Genomic DNA, 19476 nt, shown 5'->3' with positions numbered 1-19476 from the left:
GCCCTCACCTCGTCTTGACCCGAATGAATGTGACAGAGTTCGGCGGGAACGTGTGGGTGAACGTGTCCGCAACGTCCATCCGGGACTCGCGCGGCGCGATCGGGCTGGTGAACTGGGTGTTCACGTCGTCGGGGTGGCCCTGCAGGGTGATCACGCGGGCGCCGCGCTCGACCCGGACGCCGCGAAGCTCGACCGTGGTACGGGCGGCGGCATCCTGCGCGTTGACCACCTTGATGATCAGCTCACCGGTGGCGCGGTCCCGGGTGACGACCTGGCGGAACGGCTCGAGCACCTTGTTGTCGGTGAACTCGCCCCACTTCTGGCCGTCGAGGAACAGCTGGACGTTGCGGCCGCGGACCTGGATCCGCACGTCGTACGCCCGGCCGGTCTCCACCCGGGTGCCGTCCGCGACCATGATCTCCTTGCCGCCGCCGACCGCCTTCTCCACCGCGGTCTGGGTGTTGTTCCAGCCGCCGATGTTCCACCAGTAGTAGTTGTTGGAATCCTTGACCCCGAAGCCGACCAGGAAGCCCTCGCGGCCGGACAGCTTGGTGGCCTTGACGTTCAGGTCATAGTCGCGCCACGCCGGGTCGCCGGCCATCACCATGGTGTTCTCCGCGACCGCGTCGGACTGCACGAAGGCGCCGTCGCTGACCGCCCACGAGCCGCGGCCGGCGATGTTGGTCCACCGGTCGGCGGTGCCGGAGAAGTCGTCGGCGAACAGCTCGGCGCCGGCGGCCGTGGTGACCTGGACGTCGTCGTAGGCGGCCGCGGTGCCCCATGTGGACAGTCCGACCGCGCCGGTGATCGGCTCCGATGTGGACGGTGAACCGGTCGAGGTGCTTGGCACCACACCGTCGCCCACGTTGGTCATGAACAGCTTCTGCACCTCGTAGCTGGCCGATCCCCACACCGCGCGGTTGTTGAACCAGATCATGTCCGGCCGCCACTGCACGTAATCCTCGTTGGCCAGCAGCGGCGCGTAGGAGACCAGCCGCACCACGTCGGCGTTGCGCTCGGCGCCCGTCAGGTAGCTCGCCTCGGCCAGCGCGTTGCGGAACCGGTTGTCCAGCGACGCGTACTCGCCGAGGAACACCTTGGGCCCGTTGCGGTCGTAGCCGTCGTAGCGCAGGTTGTTCTGCAGGAACCAGGTGGGGCTGTTGTAGTAGTGCTCGTCGACCATGGCCACGCCGGCCTGCCGGTTGAGCTGCCAGAGCCGGTCGAACGTGGCCCCGATGTCGTCGGGTCCGGAGTTGCTGATCACCGTGACGTCCGGGTACCTGGCCGCGATCGCGGCGCGGAACTCGGTGAAGCGGGCGAAGAACTGGTCCGGCAGGTTCTCCTCGTTGCCCACCTCGAGGTGGGTCAGGCCGAACGGCTGCGGATGCCCCATCTGCGCCCGCACGCGCCCCCACGTCGAGTCGGCCGGACCGTTGGCGAACTCGATCAGGTCAAGCGTGTCCTGGATGTGCCGCTGCAGCAACGCCGGGTCGTCGGTCGCCCGGTTCTGCCCGCACCCGGTGACCAGCGCGGGCACCACCGGGAGCAGCATCGCGCCGATGTCCTCGGCGAACTGGAACATCTCGTAGTAGCCGAGGCCGTATGACTGGTTGTAGCCCCAGAAGTTGGCGTTGGTGGCGCGCTGCTCGACCGGGCCGATGGTGTCCTTCCACTGGTAGGACCGCCGGCGCTCGAAGTCCGGCGCCTCGTAGCCGTAGTGGCTGCCGGTGTTCACCAGGCAGCCGCCGGGGAAGCGGATGAAGCCGGGGCGCAGAGCGGAGATCTTCTCGGCCAGGTCGCGGCGCATCCCGTTGGCCCGGCCCTTGTAGGTGTCGCGCGGGAACAGCGACACCATGTCCAGCCGCAGTGTGCCCGCTCCCCCGCCGCTGACCAGCAGGCGGCCGGTGATGCTCGCGGTGCGGGCGGACAGCGAGCCGGTGTACCGGGTCCAGGTGTCGCCGCGCACCTGGACCCGCAGTGGGGCGGCGAGGTTCGCGCCGGCCGGATCGGTGAGCGCGACCGTCAGCGGCGTGCCCGCCTGCGCGTCGGTGCGCGCCCAGACCGAGAAGTCGTAGGTCTTGCCCTGCTCCAGCCGGATCCCCGAGTTGTAGCCGGCGTTGATCACGCCCGCCGGCAGGCCGAGCCGCAGGTAGCGCCGGTTGCGCTCGTTGAGCCGGGCCTCGTCGTCGACGACCGTGACGCTCGCCGAGCCGGCCGTCGGGGCCCACCCGGTCAGCGGGGTGAACGCGGCGTTGTCCACCCGGTCGTACTCGAACGACCGGTTCTGCACCAGCTCGGCGTACAGCCCGCCGTCGGCCGCGCGGTTGATGTCCTCGAAGAAGACCCCGTACATGGTGTCGGAGATCTCCGGGCCGGCGCCGGCCCCGTCGACCGTCACCCGGTAGTCGATCTCCACGGCCTGCCCGGCGCCGGGCAGGCCGACCACCATGCCCGCGGCGAGCACCACGGCGAGGAGACGGATTCGGAACCGGCGAAAAGCTGCAGCTGCGCGCATGAGCGTCCCTAGAGCAGGGGCTGTTCGGCATCTCGAACATCGTTCGACTCGTAACCCAAAAGACACTAAAGACGACCCGGGGACTCGTCAACGTCACCTAGGGGCGGGCGCGGTGTGCCTGCCCGACCCGCCCCAGGTGTTCAACGATGGAATACCGTGCGCGATCTGGATCTGACCGGTGCGTCAGAGCTCCGGGTTGGTCGCGGTCATGACCGGGCGGACCTCGATGGGTTTGCGGGTCGGCCTGCCGCCGGGGCCCGGGGCGGCGGAGGTTCGGGCGGCGATCTCGATGGCCCGCTCCTCGGTGTCGACGTCGATGAGCCAGAAGCCGGCGAGGAACTCCTTGGACTCGGGGAACGGGCCGTCGGTCACGATCGGGGCGTCGACCCCGTCGCTGGTCACGATCTTGGCCGTTTCCGGGCCGGACAGGCCTTCCGCGCCGACCAGCTCACCCGACTCGGCCAGCTCCTTGTGGATCCGGCCCATGTGCGCCCAGCTCGCCTTGACCTCCTCCGGCGTCCACTCGTAGGACGGCGGCACCCCGTCGGCCGGTCCGGTGCTCATCAACAGCATGTACTTCATCCGATGCTCTCCTCCATGCGGGCGCGCGTCGGGCGCGCTCTCACCACAGGGTCGGAGCCGGGCCGCGGCCCTCTACGTCCCGCGGCGAACATTTTGCGCCGCTAGCTCGGTGATCGGGTCCCTCCCCCGCCGGGCGCTCCAGGTGGTGCACCGCGGCCCGGTAGCCCAGCACCTGGGCGCGGGTCAGCGATTGGCCCATGCCTGCCTGGCGGCGGCGGTGTCCGGATCCCGTAGGCACTCGGCGACGATATCCTGCGCCCTGGTGAAGGCCTGGTCGAACGGGACGTCGAAGGCCGAGCGGGCCATCTCCTTGATCCCCACCGCGGCCCGGTGCGGCACCTCGGCGTACTGGGACACGATCTCGCTTGCCGCGGAACCGAACCCGTCGACCGGCAGCAGGTGGTCGACGAGGCCCATGTCGAGCGCCGTGGCCGCGTCGACGGGCTTGCCGAGCAGGGCGAGGCGCAGCGCGCGGCCGAGGCCGACGAACCGGGGCAGCCGCCAGGCGGCGACGCCCGGCACCAGACCCTCCAGCGCCGCCGGCAGGCCGAGCATCGCGTCCGCGCTGGCGATCCGAACGTCGCAGGCGAGCGCGAGCTGCAGGCCGCCGCCGAGGCAGTAGCCGTGGATCTGCGCGACGACGATCGCCGGCAGGCGCTCGAGCGCGGTGAAGATCTTCTCCTGGGTGGCGAAGAAGCCGGGCGGCATTCCCTGCTCCGCCATCATGTCCAGGTCAAGGCCCGAGCAGAACGCCCGCCCCGCCCCGCGTACGACGACCACCCGCAGCTCCCGGTCGCCGGGCAGCGCGCCGACCGCCGCGTCCAGATCCCGCATCCACGCCATGTTCATCGCGTTGAGCTTCGCCGGCCGGTTGAGGACGATCTCGGCGATCGCCCCGCTCCGCCGAAGCACCGCAGCCGAAGTAGTCATAGCGAGAAACTGTAAGGGTTCGGGTGGCCGACCCCTCCTTGTCGTGTCAGGCATGGCACTTACCGACGAGAGGGGCAAGCCATGAACAAGAGCGTGGCCACCGTGCTGGCGGCGACGGCGGTGCTGTCGGCGGTCACGGTGGTGGGGACCACCGGTACCGCGCGGGCCGCCGTGCCTTCGGTGACCTTCGTGCCGGCGACGACGGCGTTCAACTCGTCCTCGCCGAAGATCGCGGTGGCCGTGTGCCCGCCCGGCATGGCGGTGCTCGGCGGCGCCGCGGAGCTGACCGGGGGCGCGGGCCAGGTCCTCATCGAGTCCGCATTCCCGCTGCACAACCTCGGGGCGCTGCAGTACCAGTTCGTCGTCAAGGCGCGGGAGGACCTCACCGGCACGGATTCCAGCTGGAGCGTGACCGCCGGGGCCTACTGCACCGACGACACCGTGCCGATGTACGTCTCCGCCCCGAGCTCGCACGACTCGACTCCGATCAAGGACGTGGAGGTCGAGTGCCCGCGCGGGACGAAGGTGGTCGGGATGGGCGGCCAGGTGTCCACAAGCGACGGATCGCAGCCGGCGCCCACGGTCGGCGACCTGCCCGACCCGCGGGTCGTATTCCAGGGTTTCTCGGTCAACCAGGACCTGAACACGGTCACCGCGCGGGCGACCGAGCAGTCCGGCGCGCTCGGCGGCGCGGTCCCGGGCAACTGGTCGGTGACCGCGGTGGCGGCCTGCGGGTACGAGTACGCGTTCGACGGGATCGAGCACCGCGCCACGGAGCAGCCCGGCGGCGGGCTGCTGCCCGCCGACTCGGCCAGCCGGGTCGATCTGAGCTGCACGGAGGACAAGACGCCCATGTCGATGGGCGCGACCGTCGACGACTACGAGATGGGGCAGTGGTACCTCGACCGCTTCAGCCGGTACAACCCGTTCAAGGACTACCAGCTGGTGACCGAGGCGTACCGGAACCCTGAGCTGGGAACCGTCCTGATGCACCACGGCGCCTACCTGATCTGCATCTAGCGTGCGAATCGCACGTCGCAAGATGCGGGTGAGCGGGGCGTGACCGGATGATGACGATGCGGTGATTCGTCGGCTCACGCCCCGCCGCCGGGGGCCCTAGGGAGGCAGTCTTGACCACGGATTCGGCGCCAACGTCCGCGGAGACCGATGAGTTCTACGAGGTGACCAACCTCGTTCTGCTCGACGTGTGGGGCGACAACTTCCACCAGGGCTACTGGGAGTCCGAAGAGGACGATAGCTCGATCCAGGTCGCGACCGAACGGTTGACCGACCTGCTCATCGAGAGGTCCGAGCTCGGCGGGGGCGGGCGGGTGCTCGACATCGGCTGCGGCCTCGGTGTGCCGGCCCTCCGGCTGGCCGAGAAGACGCCCGCCGAGGTCGTCGGCGTCTCCAACAACCAGTCACAGATCGACGAGGCGAACCAGCGGGCCGTGGCAAAGGGTCTGCACGACCGGGTCCGGTTCGACTACGCCGACGCGCTGGATCTGCCCTTCCCGGACGGCGGCTTCGACGTCGTATGGATCTTCGAAGCGCTGATGCACATGGACCGGCCGCGTGCGCTGCGGGAGGCCCGCCGGGTGCTGCGGCCGGGCGGGCGGATCGTGATCACCGACCAGTTGCAGCTCGGCCCGATGACCGACGAGAACGCGCGGTTGGTGCGGGAACAGCTGGACCTGATGCACGCCAGCCCGTTGCTGTTCGAGGACGGCTACCGCGCGCTGGTGCGTGAGTCCGGATTGGAGCTGGTGGAGTTCCTCGACATCAGCAGGCACACCCAGATCACCAGCCGGCGGGTGATCGAGACCGTCGACCGGCGCTACGACGAGCTGCTGGCGCGCTACGGCGAGGTCGTCATCCCGATCCTGCAGTCGTTCCGCAATCCCGCCGCGCTGGTGCCGGAGCTGGGCTACGCGCTGATCGTCGCCCGCCGCCCCGGCTAACCGAACGCGTGCGGCCGGCCGACATCGGGCCTGGCGTAGTTGCAGACACCGGTGGGGAAGATCTGCTTGAGCCGGTCCACCTCGGCCGGGGTCGGGCGCCACGGTCCGTAGACGCCGCGGGCAATCGCGGCCTCGACCGGCTGCAGCGCGCACTTGTAGTGCTGCTCGTCGAACGGGCCGCCGGCGATCGTGCGCGACGTGCCGTGGATGGGGAACCGCTGGGTGCACGGGCCGGCCGGGCCGGAGTCGATGATCCCGCGCCAGGCGTCCGATCCCCGGTGCAGCAGCGTGCCGTCGGTGGCGAAGCAGCTGTCCACCGCCGCCGGCGGCTTGTTCCCGACCACGCCGCGCTCGGGGTGGGCGCGCAGGTTGCGCTGCCACTCGTCCATCACGGCCAGCGCCATCGGGGTCTGGTCGAACGCGCGGGCCGGCCGGGCGTCGGTGAACCACACCACCTGGTTGGCCGCGCTTCCCTTGCGGTCCAGCATGCGCTGCCGGGACGCGAACGACTGGCGGGCGTTGTGCATGTCCAACTCGGCGTCGAGGTAGTGGCGCCAGTCGATGATCGGAATGTCGATCCTGCCGTCGAAGACCAGCCCGGACCGGTAGGCGGCCCGCATCGCCTCGACGCTTCCCTCGGTCCGCGGGGCCACGCCGTTCGGCCCGGGAGCCGTCATGTTCCGCGCGCTCCATACGTCCACATCGGACGGACAGGCGGTCTGGATGAACGGGCAGCCCTCCTGCACGTTCTCGGCCGGCGGCTTCCAGCCGCCGATCGAGGCGTTGAGGTCGAGGAACTCCGCCGGCGTGATGTGTCCGTTGAGCAGAGTCTGCAAGCCGTACTGGACACCGACGTTGTCCCATGTGGACCTGGCGAAGCCGGTGACCGGATCGCGCCCGTACACGTTGACCGCGTCGTTCCAGTGCGTCCATTCGACCGCGGCCTGCTGCTCCGGGGTGATGCCCGGCGCGGTGCCGAACTTCGGGTTGAGCACCAGCGGCGACAGGCCCCGCCAGCCCTTGACGCACTCGGTCGAGCCGGGCGCGGCCAGCCACGGGGTCAGCGGCTGGTACGGGTTGACGATCGTGTCCGATGAAGACAGTCCCTCGAGGAGCGTACGGTTGCTCCACACCCGCCACTTCGAGGTCGGATCCGCGCGCACCTTCAGGTCCATCCAGCGCTCGAGCAGCTCGCAGTCGCCGACGTGGATCGTCTGGGTGACCATGTCCGGGTAGGAGTACTGCGGGATCGCGCCGTCGAGCAGACCAGGGTGGTTCTGGCCGTACACGTACTGCTGGATCCCGCCGCCGGAGCCGCCGAGCCCGACGGTGTACTCGGGGTCGTCGTACTCGGTGACGAACCGGGACTTGACCATCAGCGCGGTCTCGCCCCCGACCACCAGGTTGTAGTGCGTGTTCGTCTTCGTCCCGGTCGACCAGGCGATCGCGTAGCCCTGCCCGAGGCCGTGCACGTACCGGGACTCACCCTGGTTGTTCGAACCCTGATAATGTCCGATGGCCACGCCGCCACCGAAGTAGTAGATAAGCTTGCGGTTCCACGCCGGCAGCGCGGACGGCCCGGACACGTCGGGGTCGAGCACCGCGATCGTGTAGATGAACCGGTTGATCGTGCCGCGCTCCCAGCGGATCACGAAGTCCACCGTGGCGCCGTCGCTCGTCGTCGTCCGCGTCATGTCGGCCGGGCGCGGCGCGGCCGGGTCGAACGGCCGCCAGGTGCCGTCCGCGGCGCGGTAGTAGTAGCCGACCCGAGTGGCCAGCGAACAGTCGTCGTCGAGGAACGGCCCGGCCAGGTCGAACCCGGCCAGGTGCGCCGGCGTCGAGCAGAAGAAGTCGGGTTGCTGGGGCCCGGAGAACATCGGCCCGGTGATCGGATGGTTGACCAGCCGCAGCGTGTCCCGCGCGAACCGCCCGTGGCCCGGCACCCGCGCCTCGACCGTGCTCACGCCGAGGGGCAGCCCGCGCAGCACCCCCTCCACCGCGTGCCGAGCCCGGTCGTCGGGCCCGAACGAGTCGCTCACGTCGGCCCCGTTCACCGTCACCGTCACGGCGTCCAGCGGAACCGACCCCGGCAGCGCCACCCGGACCCGCGCCGCCCCACCGCTGACGAACCGCGCCGGTCCCGACAACACTTCCAGCCGAACCGCACCGTGCCGCCCATCCTCCTCCGCCACGGCCGCGACCACGGAGCTGACCAAACTGGCGGCCGCCACGACCGCAACCACACCGACAAGGCGACCCATCCCAACCTCCCGGGCCTCGTTACCCGCCGGCCACGCTAGCGCGTGATCCCACACCGCGGGAGGCGCCAGCCGGAGGAAACCACCCGCCGCCACCGGGCGTGTCCCGCCTTCCGGCAGCCATGTCCCGGCCTCGGGCAGATGTGTCCCGCCTTCGCGCAGCCACACCCGCCCTACCCGGCTAGCTGCCCGGGCGGAAGGCGCGCAGGGAGGGGAGGGCGTTGCCGGAGAAGTCGAACATGGTGAGGTTGTCGTTGGGGTTGCCTTCGCCGGTGGTCCAGCCGACGCCGGGGAGCCAGCCGGGTTCCCAGTCGAAGAAGCCGGCGCCGCGGCCGCCGGGGACCGCGGCGAGGATGGCGCGCAGTTCCTCGAAGTAGGCGGCTTGGCCGGAGCGGGTGGCTGGGAACCTCGACCCGTCGGGGAGCTGGCTGTTGGACGTGACGAAGTTGCCGAGCTGGTCGCCGTTGCCGAGGGTCCACGGGTAGGAGACCTCGGCCAGGACCAGCGGCTTGCCGTAGCGGGTGGACAGGTCGTTGAGGTTGGCGCGCAGCGCGGCGAGCGAGCCGTGCCACATCGGGTAGTAGGACTGGCCGATCACGTCGAACTGGACGCCCTGGGTGCCCACGTGGTCGAAGAAGTAGCGGGAGCCGCCGTTGTCGCCGCCACGGTCGATGTGCAGCATGATCTGCAGCGGGTTGCCGGCCGGGTTTCCCTCGCGGGCGCCGGCGATGCCGGCCTTGAGCAGGGTGGTGAACTCGGCCCAGTGCTCACCGTCGGAGCGGTAGATCTGGCCGAGCGGCCACAGCATCCCGTTGGTGATCTCGTTGCCCACCTGGATCATCGCGACCGGGGTGCCCTGGCGGGCGAACGCGGCCACGGCGTCCCGGGTGTACCGGCGCACGGTCTGGGCCAGGGTCGGCAGGTCCTGACCGGCCCAGGCCGCGGGGGTGGGCTGCTTGCTGGGGTCGGCCCAGAAGTCGCAGTAGTGCAGGTTCAGCAGCACTTGCTGGCCGACGGCGTGCGCGCGGCGGGCCAGGGTCAGCGCCGAGCTCAGCGTGCTGTAGCCGGGCGGCGGCGCGGTCCACACCCGCAACCGGATGAAGTTGGCCCCGCGGTCGGCGAGGATCCGCTCGATCGGGCGCACCACCCCACCGTCCCGGTAGGACCGACCCGCGGCTTCCTCCTGCAGGGTGAAGGAGATATCCGCACCCCGGATCAGCGGACCGACGGCGGCGGATGCGGGAATCTGCGTGGCGAGCGTTCCCAGTGTGGCGGCGAACGGGACAGCGAGGACGGTGCGTCGGCGCAGGGTGGACATGACACACTCCCTTATGGACAGTTAAAGCGGATTCTCTGATAACGAGCTCAGTAGGTAAGATCACAGCCGAGTTCGGCTCTCCCGCGATGAGCCGCCGCAGCAGCCGCACCACCTCGTCGCGGCCGACAAGGAAGGAACTGTGAGCGCTCACAGTTTTGAACTCGCCGCGCGATCCTGTCAATAGTTCTCATCAGCCGATATGTTGCTGTGAGCGCTCACAGAGAGCTGCGGGAGGGCGCCATGATCATCCCTAGACTCGACCGCATTGCCTACGGCGGCGACTACAACCCCGAGCAGTGGCCGCCGGAGGTCTGGCCGGAGGACGTGCGCCTGATGCGCGAGGCCGGCGTCAACCTGGTCACCGTCGGCGTGTTCAGCTGGGCCCAGCTCGAACCGGCCGAGGGCGAGTACCGGTTCGACTGGCTGGACCGGGTCCTCGACCTGTTGCACGGCGGGGGAATCGCCGTCGACCTGGCGACGCCCACCGCGGCCCCACCCGCCTGGCTCACCCACCGGTACCCGGCGAGCCGCCTGGTCGGCCGGGCGGGCCAGGTGTTCGGCACCGGCGCCCGCCAGTCGTTCTGCCCGAGCTCACCGGACTACCGCGCGGCCGCCGCGCGCATCACCGAGCAGCTGGCCACCCGGTACGCCGGCCACCCGGCGCTCGTGCTGTGGCACGCGCACAACGAGTACGGCTGCCACAACCCGTCCTGCTACTGCGAGACCTCGGCCGCGGCGTTCCGCACCTGGCTGCGGCGCCGCTACGGCGAACTCGCCGCGCTCAACGCGGCCTGGAGCACCACGTTCTGGGGGCAGCGCTACGGCGACTGGGCCGAGATCGAGCCGGCCCGGCTCACCCCGACCGCCGGGAACCCCGCGCAGCAGCTGGACTTCCTGCGCTTCTCCGCCGAGGAGCACCTGGCCAACTTCCGGGCCGAGCGCGACATCCTGCACCGGCTGTCCCCCGGGATCCCGGTCACCACCAACTTCATGATCGCGAGCTGCAAGACCATGGACTACTGGCGCTGGGCCGACGAGGTCGACGTGGTGTCCAACGACCACTACTTGCGCGCCGAGCAGGCCGACAACCACATCGAGCTGGCCATGGCCGCCGACCTGACCCGGGCCGTGGCCGGCGGGCGGCCGTGGCTGGTCCTCGAGCACTCGACGAGTGCGGTCAACTGGCAGCCGCGCAACATCGCCAAGCGGCCGGGCGAGCTGCGCCGCAACAGCCTTGCGCACCTGGCAAGGGGCGCCGACGGGCTGCTGTTCTTCCAGTGGCGCGCCTCCCGGTTCGGCGCCGAGAAGTTCCACTCCGCGATGCTTCCGCACGGTGGCACGGAAACCCAGGTCTGGCGCGACGTCGTCGCCCTCGGCGCCGCGCTCGACTCCCTCGGCCCGGTCCGCGGCACGACCGTCCGCGCCGACGTCGGCATGGTGTGGGACTGGGAATCCTGGTGGGCGCTCGAGCTGGACTGCCGCCCGTCGGTCGACCTCGACTACGTCGAGCGCGTCCACGCCTACTACGAATGGCTCTGGCGCGCCCACCTGACCGTCGAGTTCGTCCGCCCCACCGACCCGCCCGACCACCCTTTGCTGATCGTGCCCAGCCTCTACCTCACCACCGCCGAAACCGCGACGGCCCTCACCCGCTACGTCGAAAACGGCGGTACCCTCGTCGTGTCCTACTTCTCCGGCATCGTCGACGCCAACGACGCCGTCCACCCCGGCCCGCATCCCGGCGCCCTGCGCGATCTGCTCGGCCTGACCGTCGAGGAGTTCCGTCCGCTGCGCTCCGACGAGTCGGTCCACCTGGACAACGGCGCCACCGCCGACACCTGGACCGAGCTGATCACGCCGCGCGGCGCAACTCCCATACTGTCCTATTTGGATGGACCGGCGGCCGCGGCGCCCGCGGTCACCCGCCACCCGGTCGGCGGTGGCGTCGCCTGGTACGTCTCCACCCGGCTGCGCGCCGGGGATCTGGACGACGTGCTGCGCCGCGCCTGCGCCGACGCCGGTCTCGCCCCGCGCGACGACCTGCCGGCCGACCTGGAGCTGGTGCGCCGCGGCCCGTTCCGCATCGCGATCAACCACGCCGACCAGGACGCCAAGCTCCCCGCCACCGGCACCGAGCTGCTCACCGGCAGCCCGTGCGACGGCCTGCTGCACATCCCGGCCGGCGAGGTCCGGGTGATCCGCACGGACTGACGGATATGGCCCGAATATGGGCAAAGTATGGGAACGCCGGGCAGCATCGGGATGGCCGCTGGAGGAAGTAGGGCACGATGGACGAACCGGCTGTGACGAAGGCCGGGCTGCTGCGCGAGGTGGCACGGATCGTCGGTCGCCCGCCGGAGGAGATTCCCGATCGGGGCGACCTCATGCGGCTCGGCGTCAGCTCGCTGGCGCTCATGCGGCTGGTCAACACATGGCGGGTCCGGGGCCTGCCGGTGGCCTACGCCGACCTGGCCGCGGAGCCGACGATCGACAGCTGGTGGCGGCAGCTTCACCGGCTGCAGCAGGCGAACCCGTACTGGCGCGCGGCCAGCTGATCCGCTTGCCGCGTGGTTACTCCGCAATGAGCGGCGCCCTCAACGATGTATGGGGTCACGTTGTGGACGCAGCGGAGGTGGCACATGTTACGGACTCCCCGTCGGCGCAGGATGGCCACGGCGGCCCTGGTGCTCGGCATGCTGTTCACGATTCCCGCGGTGGCCAGCGCGCGGTCGAACGACATTGGCGTGGCGTCGAGCCATGACGGAGTGCGGCTCAACCAGATCCAGGTGGTGGGCTCGCACAACAGCTATCACGTCGAGGCGACGCCGGCGGAGAAGGCGATCCGCATCCAGCTGTCCCCGGCGACCGAGACGGAGCTGGAGTTCACCGCGGCCCCGATCAACGAGCAGCTCGGCGCGCAGCACGTGCGCCAGGTGGAGTTCGACGTGTTCGCCGACCCGGACGGCGGCCTGTACGCGACCCCCATGCTGCGCGAGCTGGCCGGCGAGGGGCCCTACGACCCGGCGATGCGGCAGCCGGGGACGAAGGTGCTGCACGCCCAGGACGCCGACTACCACACCAGGTGCCTGACCCTCGTCGCCTGCCTGCGCCAGGTGAAGGACTGGTCCGACCGCAACCGGGGGCACCTCGCGATCGCGATCATGCTGGAGTTCAACGACGCGCCGCTGACCGTGCCCGGCGACCCGACCCCGGTGCCCGGCACCGTCATTCCGCTGCCGTGGACGCGGGATCGCATGCTGGCTCTGGAACGGGAGATCCTCAGCGTGTTCTCCCGGGACCGGCTGATCACTCCGGACAGCGTGCGGCGGCCGGGCATGACGCTCGAGCAGTCGGTGCTGGCCTCCGGCTGGCCCACGGTCGAGCAGACCCGCGGCAAGGTGATGTTCCTGATGGACCAGAAGGGTTTCGTCACCACCTACCGGGATGCCTACGTCCAGGGAAATCCGAGCCTCGAGGGCCGCCTGATGTTCACCCAGAGCCAGCCGGGCCAGCCGGACGGGGCGTTCATGAAGCGGTACGTCTGGGACGCCGGCGGTCCCGAGCAGATCACCGACCTGGTTCGCCGGGGCTACATGGTGCGCACCCGGGCGGATCACGACACCCTTGAGGCAAGGGCCAACGACCCGGCCCACCGGGACACCGCGCTGGCCAGCGGGGCGCAGTGGGTGAGCACCGACTACCCCGCGCCGGGCATGGCCGACCGGTTCGGCAGCCCGTACTTCGTGGCCATTCCCGGCGGCACCGTCGCCCGCTGCAACCCGATCGTCCTGGTGTCCGGTTGCGACAGTGCCGCACTCGAGCCCGCCCGCCGCTGACCACGGGCCGGATGGAGTTCCGAGTCCTCGGCCCGGTCGAGGCCCGCGACGGCGACCGCCGGCTCACCTTCGACGGCGCCAAGCCGCGCACGGTGGTCGCCGCGCTGCTGCTGGCCCGCGAGACGGAGCTCACCGACGCCCGGCTCGGCACGCTGCTGTGGGGGTCGGCGCCGCCGGCGACGGCGACCTCGCAGATCCACACGTACATGTCCCGGTTGCGCAAGCGGCTCGGGCCCGGCTGCCGGATCGTCCGGCAGCATTCGGGATACCTGCTGCGCACCGGCCCGGCGTGGGTGGACCGGCTCGAGTTCGAGCGGCTTTCCGGGCTCGGCCAGCGGCACCTGGCCGCGGCCCGGTACGAGCTGGCGGCGGCGCAGCTGACCTCGGCGCTGGCCCTGTGGCGCGGGCGTGCGCTGGCCGACGTCACCGATTTCCTCGCCAACGCCGAGGGTCCACGGCTCGAGGAGGCCCGGCTCGCCGCCCTGGAGAGCCGGATCGACGCGGACCTGGCTCTCGGCCGCCATACCCTGCTGGTGCCCGAGCTGACCGGCCTGGTCGCCGAGCACCGGCTCCGCGAACGGTTCCGGGCACAGCTGATGACCGCGCTGTACCGCTGCCACCGGCAGGCCGACGCGCTCGCGGTGTACGACCGGGGCCGCCGGATCCTCGCCGAGGAGTTGGGGGTCAGCCCGAGTGAGGCGCTGGATCGGGTCTACTACGCCATCCTTCGCCGCGATCAGCCCGGCACGGGCTGGACCATCCGAAGTAGACAGACGGTCCGCCCGGCCATGCTGCCCGCCGACATCGCCACGTTCACCGGCCGCGCGGCCGACCTGACGTTGCTGGCCGCCGGTGCGCGACGCCGGTTCATGGTCATCGGCATGCCCGGCGTTGGCAAGACGGCGCTGGCCGTGCGGGCTTCGCACGCCTGCGCCGGCGAGTTCCCCGACGGGCAGCTGTACGCCGATCTCGGCGGCGCCGGGCGCCGGCCGCCGGATCCGGCCGAGGTGCTGACCTGGTTCCTGCGCGCGCTGGGCACGCCGGACCACGCCATCCCGGCCACCGTCGACGAGCGGATCCAGCTCTACCGCAGCCGGCTCGCCCGGCGCCGGATGCTCGTGCTGCTGGACGGCGTCGCCGCCGACGCGCAGCTGCTTCCCCTGCTGCCGGGCGAATCCGCGTGCCTGGTGATCGTGACCGGCCGGACCTGGCTGGGCACCGCCGCCGAGCTGGACGTGATCGACCTGGACGTGCTGGACCCGAGCGAATCGCTGGCTCTGCTCGGAAAGCTGGCCGGGCCACGCCGGCTCGCCGCGGAGCCGGCGGCCGCCGAACGGCTCGCCGAGCTGTGCGGCCACCTGCCGCTGGCGCTGCGCGCCGCCGGCGCCAGGCTGGCCGCCAAGGGTCACTGGTCGATTTCCCACCTGGTCCGGCGGATCACCGCCGCACCGTCTATTGTAGACGAGCTGGGACCGCGGGTACGGGAGACCATCGAGCACGGTTGCCGGAACCTCGCCGGCGGGCTGCTGCCGGGGCTGCGCCGGCTGGCCACCCTGCCGTCGCCGGAGTTCCCGCTCTGGGCGGCGGCCAGGGCCCTGGCGATCGCGCCGCGGGCGGCCGAGGACATCCTGGAGCACCTGATCGACACCCGGCTGGTCCGTCCGGCCCCGCCGGACGCCAACGGTCAGCCGCGCTACCGGATCCACGCTCTGGTTCGGCAGACAATTCTTAATATGCCGACCCATGATAAGAACACGCGATCAGCGTGACATTTTCGACGAATGCCCCTGTGGTGTTCGAGCATACCCATTTGGCGGTAGTGCACACAAATTCCCGGCCGTATCGTCGATGACAGCCGTCAAAGATTCTGGCAGGGGAGCTAAAATCCGATGCTTGTCAATGAGCATACTCGCGCGCCCGCGACGACCCCGACCGCACGGCGTCCGGTCATCGCGATCTCCGTGGCACTGTTCGGCATCCTGCTCGCACTGAGCCCGTGGTACGGCTACTACCGCGACGAGCTGTACTTCCGGCTGCTCGGTGAACAACCGGCGCTCGGCTATTTCGACACCCCACCGCTCACCCCGATGATCGCCCGAGCCTCGATCACCATTTTCGGCGACAACGTGGTGGCCCTGCGCATCTTTCCGGCCATGATCGCCTCGCTCGTGGTGGTGCTCGTCGCACTGATCTGTCGCGAGCTCGGCGGCGGACGGAATGCGCAGGTGCTCGCCGCCGTCGGAGCGGCCACCTCGTCAATGGTGCTGGTCGCCGGGCACACGCTGCTGACGCTCAGCCTCGATCTCGCGCTGTGGACCGCCGCCACCCTGTTCACGCTGCGCGCGCTCGTGCGTTCCGACGGCCGATGGTGGTTCGCCGTCGGCGCCGTCGCCGGCCTGGCAACCTACAACCGCCACCTGATCCTCCTACTGATCATCGGCGTAGGAACCGGAATCCTGCTCGCCGGCCCACGCACCGTCCTGCGCGACAAGCGACTCTGGGCCGCCGCCCTGCTGGCCGTCCTGATCGCCCTGCCCAACCTGTGGTACCAACTCACCAACGACTGGCCACAGGCCCAAATGGTCGACGCCCTGAAGGAATGGAACGGCCCCCGAAACCTCGCCCTGTTCGCCCCCCTCCAGATCCTGCTGCTCGGCCCGCCACTCGCCATCATCGCCGCCGCCGGCCTGCTCCGCCTCTGGCGAGACCCCCGGCTGCGCTGCTTCGCCATTGCCTACCCCGTAGCCTGCGCACTGGTGCTGTACTCGGCCGGCCGCGCCGACTACCTGTTCGGCCTGCACCTGCTGATGTTCGCCGCCGGCTGCGAGCCCACCGTCCGCTGGCTGTCCACCAGCACCCGCCGCCGCAACCTCCTTGTCGCATCGGTCACCCTCAACGCAATCCTCACGGCGCTCCCCGTCCTGCCCCTCGTCCCCCCGCCCGCCGCCGCCGGAACCCCCCTCTTCGCCCTCAACGAGGTACCAAGAGAATCCATAGGCTGGCCCCAGTTCGTCACCCAGGTCGCCACCGTCGTACGAAACCTCCCCCCCGACGACCGCGCCAAGGCCGTCATCCTGGCCCAGAACTATGGTCAAGCCGGCATCCTCGACCGCTACGCCAAAGATTTCGGCCTCCCCCACATCTACAGTGGCCACAACGAACTCTACTTCCGCGGCTCCCCACCCGAATCCGCCCGCGTCGTCGTCACCATCACCAAAGAACCCGCCCGCCAAGCCACCCCCTTCTTCACCTCCTGCACCGAACAAGGCCACATCGACAACGGCATCGGCCTCGACAACCAAGAAGACGGCAAACTCATCCTCGTCTGCCGCGACCCCATCCGCCCATGGTCCGAGATGTGGCCCGAGTTCCGCAAACACAACTGAGCGTTGTCATCCGGCGGTGACCTGGTGGTTGTGTAGTGGGTGGATGGTGTTGGCGAGTTGGCCGGCGCGGCGGGGGCAGTAGTGGAGGTTGTGCAGGATGTGCCGGGTGGTGAGTTGGGCGTTGGTGCGTTCGTCGGGTCCGCGCAGGCGGGCGTGGGCGCGGTTGGCGTCGTTGTGGGGCTTGGGTTGGTGGCGGCCCCCTTTGTGCGGGGTGATCAGGTGGTGGCCGGGTGTGGTCGTCGCCGCGGTAGGCCTTGTTGCCCAAGGCGATCAGCCCGGTGTCGCGCAGCGCGGCGAGGATGCTTGCCGCCCCGGGCGGCGGCGATGTCGTGGGTGCTGCCGGGCAGGTCACCGAATACCCACAGAATCGTGCCGTCTGGCAACGCGATCACCTGCAGGTTCAGTCCGTGCATCGTGTGCTCGCCGCAGTAGAAGGGCCGGTCGGCGGCGATCCGGTCGATCGGGATCAGCGTGCCGTCGATGACTACGTAGGCCATGTCCTGCCGTTTCGCCTTGCGCAGTGCCTCTGGCAGTTTCGGGGTCCGCTGGGCCAGCAGGTCGACGGTGTCGTTGACATGGTGCCACCATGTCGTGGCACAGACCGCGGACCCGGCGCCCACCTCGGGGGACGGTTCGCCTGTGCGCAGGGACACCAGCACCAGCAGTGCTGGTTGTCCTGGGTTGAGCGTGCGCCACACCGACCCCAGCCGCCTGCGGTGAGTGAGCTTCCCCCGCTTCTCCGGAGACTTTCGATCATGGTCTGATGGGCCAGGAGAGAAGTCTTCGTGGCGGCACCGAAGAAGTACCCCGACGAACTGCGGGCTCGGGCAGTACGTCTGTATCGGGAGTCGGACCCCAAGCCGCTGATCCGGCGGCTGGCCGAGCAGTGGGGGGTGCATCCGGAAAGGTTGCGCACCTGGATCCGCCAGGACGAGGCCGACCGCGGCGAGCGGGACGACCGTCTATCCACATCGGAGCTTGACGAGTTGCGGCGGCTGCGGAAAGACAACGCCGAACTCAAACGTGCCAACGAGATCCTGAAGGCGGCGAGCGCCTATGTCGCGTCGGAGCTCGACCCGACCCGGCGACGGTCATGAGGCTGGGTCGACCAGCCTGCTCTCCAAATATCTTTCCCCAATTTGTTGATCATGGGTCTGGTGGTCCGGAATTGTCGGTGGGGTCGGCTAGCGTGTCGGTGTGCTCGTCATTCAGGACCACCAGCCCGCGACCGAGCCTCGAGATCTCCTCGGGGACGCGGCGTTGGCCGGTGTCCTGATCGGCCACTACCAAGCCGTCCAGTTGCACCAGCTGGCCGCCTACGCCCGCGACACCCAGGATGACGAGTTCGCCTACCTTGACGTGGCCACTCAGCTGCATCTGTCCGACCGGGCCGCGCAGCGTCGGTTGAAGTTCGCGAGGACTCTGGTTGAGCGGCTGCCGCAGACGTTGGTGGCGTTGGATCAGGGGTGGATCGAGGAATACAAGGCCCAGCTGATCGCCGACGCGGTGGCCGAGTTGTCCGACGACCACGCCCTGGCCGTGGAAGCCCACGTGCTAGACAACGCCGGCCAGCAGACCCCCACCCAGCTACGCAACACCCTGGCCAAGGCAGTGTTGGCGGTGGACCCGGAGGGCGCCGAGGAACGCCGTCGGGAACAGCTACGGGGGCGGCGGGTCGATGCCTACCCCACCGAACCGGGCATGGCGGCGCTGACCATCCACCACACGGCAGAGCACATCGCCACCGCACACGCGGTCATCGCCGACCGAGCCCGAGCATGAAGGCACTGGGCAACGAACCCCGCACCCTCGCCCACCTCGAAGCCGACATCGCCCTGGACCTACTCTTCGGCACCGACACCGGCAGCAACCGGGTGGTCGAGGTTCACCTGACGATGCCCGCTTCGGGCCCGGCCGAGGTAGACGGGCTTCCGGTGACTGCCCAGGCGGCTCGGGAGTTGGCGGCGGAGGCGACGAGCTGGCGGTGGCTGCGCACCGACCCCCACACCGGCGTGGTGGTGGATTTGACGTCGCCGAGCTATGTGCCGCCGCAGTGGTTGAAGACGTTCGTGCAGGTGCGCGATCGCACCTGCCGCTACCCCGGCTGTACCCGTCGAGCCCGCCGGTGCGATGTGGACCACCGCATCCCCTGGCCAACCGGCGCCACCTGCGACCAGAACTGCCAGTGCCTGTGCCGGCGGCACCACCGCGCCAAACACGAAGGCGGCTGGCAGGTGCGCACACTCGGCCGGGACCGGTTGGAGTGGACCAGCCCCTTGGGGTTCACGCACATGGTGGAGCCCGAGCCAGTCACCCAACCGGCCGAGTCGGATCCGGATCCTCCACCGTACTGACCATTTCTTCATAAATAGATTTTGAAAAGGTCTTTTCAAGGTGAGCGCGCCTGTGGGCAGGGCGGGCCCCGCGGGTGTGGACGGGGCACCTGTCCACAGGCGTGCGACCCCACCTCGCCACCAACCCCGCCCAGGCGACCAGCACCTGCCCGGTCATGGCTACGTGACCGGCCCCACTAGCCGAGGGAAACCGACTCCGGTGCACGGCTGTGGACAGGGCTGCCCCGCAATCAGTACACGGGCGCCTGTCCACAGCCGTGCCACGGAACGCCGTGCCCAGCAAGCACAACGGAACCACCCCGGCGTTCCGACGCAGCCGGGAACGGCCGAAAGCAA

At 69.9% G+C, this 19476-nt stretch carries 15 protein-coding genes and 1 pseudogene; 10 read left to right on the top strand and 6 right to left on the bottom strand.

Annotated features, from left to right (window positions below):
- Positions 1–4: 4 nt before the first annotated feature.
- From VGX25_RS22940 to VGX25_RS22930, 3 genes are all read right to left on the bottom strand, one after another.
- Entirely contained in the window at positions 5–2515 is a 2511-nt protein-coding gene (locus tag VGX25_RS22940) for an alpha-L-arabinofuranosidase C-terminal domain-containing protein (RefSeq protein ID WP_326919937.1), read from the bottom strand.
- Positions 2516–2698: 183 nt separating this feature from the next.
- Positions 2699–3097, bottom strand: a complete 399-nt coding sequence (locus VGX25_RS22935) for a YciI family protein (protein WP_326919936.1) — start codon at positions 3095–3097, stop codon at positions 2699–2701.
- Between the two features lie 183 nt (positions 3098–3280).
- Entirely contained in the window at positions 3281–4027 is a 747-nt protein-coding gene (locus VGX25_RS22930; RefSeq protein WP_326919935.1) for an enoyl-CoA hydratase/isomerase family protein, read from the bottom strand.
- Between the two features lie 81 nt (positions 4028–4108).
- On the opposite strand from VGX25_RS22930, the gene VGX25_RS22925 reads away from it, so the two are divergent.
- Complete coding sequence (locus VGX25_RS22925; RefSeq protein ID WP_326919934.1) at positions 4109–5047, top strand: hypothetical protein; 939 nt, start codon at positions 4109–4111, stop codon at positions 5045–5047.
- Between the two features lie 110 nt (positions 5048–5157).
- The gene (locus tag VGX25_RS22920; protein ID WP_326919933.1) at positions 5158–5988 is read left to right on the top strand and encodes an SAM-dependent methyltransferase; all 831 of its coding nucleotides are present in this window, start codon (positions 5158–5160) and stop codon (positions 5986–5988) included.
- On the opposite strand, the gene VGX25_RS22915 is transcribed toward VGX25_RS22920, so the two are convergent.
- A complete protein-coding gene (locus VGX25_RS22915; RefSeq protein WP_326919932.1) occupies positions 5985–8219 on the bottom strand; it encodes a DUF6351 family protein in 2235 nt (744 codons plus the stop codon). The two genes, VGX25_RS22920 and VGX25_RS22915, sit on opposite strands and share 4 nt — an antisense overlap.
- A gap of 208 nt (positions 8220–8427) precedes the next feature.
- Entirely contained in the window at positions 8428–9564 is a 1137-nt protein-coding gene (locus tag VGX25_RS22910; RefSeq protein WP_326919931.1) for a glycoside hydrolase family 53 protein, read from the bottom strand.
- A gap of 240 nt (positions 9565–9804) precedes the next feature.
- Between VGX25_RS22910 and VGX25_RS22905 the strand changes: the two genes are divergently transcribed.
- The 5 genes from VGX25_RS22905 to VGX25_RS22885 all read left to right on the top strand — a co-directional run bounded on the left by VGX25_RS22905 (position 9805) and on the right by VGX25_RS22885 (position 16786).
- Positions 9805–11775: a beta-galactosidase gene (locus tag VGX25_RS22905; RefSeq protein ID WP_326919930.1), complete on the top strand. Its 1971-nt coding sequence runs from the start codon at positions 9805–9807 to the stop codon at positions 11773–11775.
- A gap of 77 nt (positions 11776–11852) precedes the next feature.
- On the top strand, positions 11853–12119 hold the full coding sequence (locus VGX25_RS22900) for a phosphopantetheine-binding protein (protein WP_326919929.1): 267 nt from the start codon (positions 11853–11855) through the stop codon (positions 12117–12119).
- A gap of 84 nt (positions 12120–12203) precedes the next feature.
- Positions 12204–13400, top strand: a complete 1197-nt coding sequence (locus VGX25_RS22895) for a phosphatidylinositol-specific phospholipase C1-like protein (RefSeq protein ID WP_326919928.1) — start codon at positions 12204–12206, stop codon at positions 13398–13400.
- A gap of 11 nt (positions 13401–13411) precedes the next feature.
- Positions 13412–15169 (top strand): AfsR/SARP family transcriptional regulator, encoded by a 1758-nt coding sequence (locus tag VGX25_RS22890; protein WP_326919927.1) that lies wholly within the window; start codon positions 13412–13414, stop codon positions 15167–15169.
- Positions 15170–15289: 120 nt separating this feature from the next.
- Positions 15290–16786 (top strand): ArnT family glycosyltransferase, encoded by a 1497-nt coding sequence (locus VGX25_RS22885; protein ID WP_326919926.1) that lies wholly within the window; start codon positions 15290–15292, stop codon positions 16784–16786.
- A gap of 6 nt (positions 16787–16792) precedes the next feature.
- Here VGX25_RS22885 and VGX25_RS22880 read toward each other — a convergent pair.
- Positions 16793–17505 (bottom strand): annotated as a pseudogene (locus tag VGX25_RS22880) (transposase family protein); the annotation flags it as partial.
- Positions 17506–17571: 66 nt separating this feature from the next.
- Here VGX25_RS22880 and VGX25_RS22875 point away from each other — a divergent pair.
- From VGX25_RS22875 to VGX25_RS22865, 3 genes are all read left to right on the top strand, one after another.
- Complete coding sequence (locus tag VGX25_RS22875) at positions 17572–17883, top strand: transposase (protein WP_326919925.1); 312 nt, start codon at positions 17572–17574, stop codon at positions 17881–17883.
- Between the two features lie 100 nt (positions 17884–17983).
- On the top strand, positions 17984–18568 hold the full coding sequence (locus VGX25_RS22870; protein ID WP_326919924.1) for a DUF222 domain-containing protein: 585 nt from the start codon (positions 17984–17986) through the stop codon (positions 18566–18568).
- Positions 18565–19140 carry an HNH endonuclease signature motif containing protein gene (locus VGX25_RS22865; RefSeq protein ID WP_326919923.1) on the top strand — a complete coding sequence of 192 codons (576 nt, stop codon included), beginning with the start codon at positions 18565–18567 and terminating at the stop codon, positions 19138–19140. Before VGX25_RS22870 ends, VGX25_RS22865 begins: the two co-directional genes overlap by 4 nt.
- The last annotated feature ends 336 nt before the right edge of the window (positions 19141–19476 follow it).

Origin of the sequence: Actinophytocola sp. (assembly GCF_035942955.1) — a bacterium.
GTDB lineage: Bacteria > Actinomycetota > Actinomycetes > Mycobacteriales > Pseudonocardiaceae > DASYTH01.
The sequence above is the reverse complement of the archived record's forward strand: the minus strand, read 5'-3'. Positions and strand labels throughout refer to the sequence as shown.

Coding starts and splice junctions, on each gene's coding strand:
- VGX25_RS22865 (WP_326919923.1), top strand. CDS start 18,565: ATGAAGGCACTGGGCAACGAACCCCGCACCCTCGCCCACCTCGAAGCC.
- VGX25_RS22895 (WP_326919928.1), top strand. CDS start 12,204: ATGTTACGGACTCCCCGTCGGCGCAGGATGGCCACGGCGGCCCTGGTG.
- VGX25_RS22940 (WP_326919937.1), bottom strand. CDS start 2,515: ATGCGCGCAGCTGCAGCTTTTCGCCGGTTCCGAATCCGTCTCCTCGCC.
- VGX25_RS22905 (WP_326919930.1), top strand. CDS start 9,805: ATGATCATCCCTAGACTCGACCGCATTGCCTACGGCGGCGACTACAAC.
- VGX25_RS22925 (WP_326919934.1), top strand. CDS start 4,109: ATGAACAAGAGCGTGGCCACCGTGCTGGCGGCGACGGCGGTGCTGTCG.
- VGX25_RS22900 (WP_326919929.1), top strand. CDS start 11,853: ATGGACGAACCGGCTGTGACGAAGGCCGGGCTGCTGCGCGAGGTGGCA.
- VGX25_RS22910 (WP_326919931.1), bottom strand. CDS start 9,564: ATGTCCACCCTGCGCCGACGCACCGTCCTCGCTGTCCCGTTCGCCGCC.
- VGX25_RS22885 (WP_326919926.1), top strand. CDS start 15,290: ATGCTTGTCAATGAGCATACTCGCGCGCCCGCGACGACCCCGACCGCA.
- VGX25_RS22890 (WP_326919927.1), top strand. CDS start 13,412: ATGGAGTTCCGAGTCCTCGGCCCGGTCGAGGCCCGCGACGGCGACCGC.
- VGX25_RS22930 (WP_326919935.1), bottom strand. CDS start 4,027: ATGACTACTTCGGCTGCGGTGCTTCGGCGGAGCGGGGCGATCGCCGAG.
- VGX25_RS22935 (WP_326919936.1), bottom strand. CDS start 3,097: ATGAAGTACATGCTGTTGATGAGCACCGGACCGGCCGACGGGGTGCCG.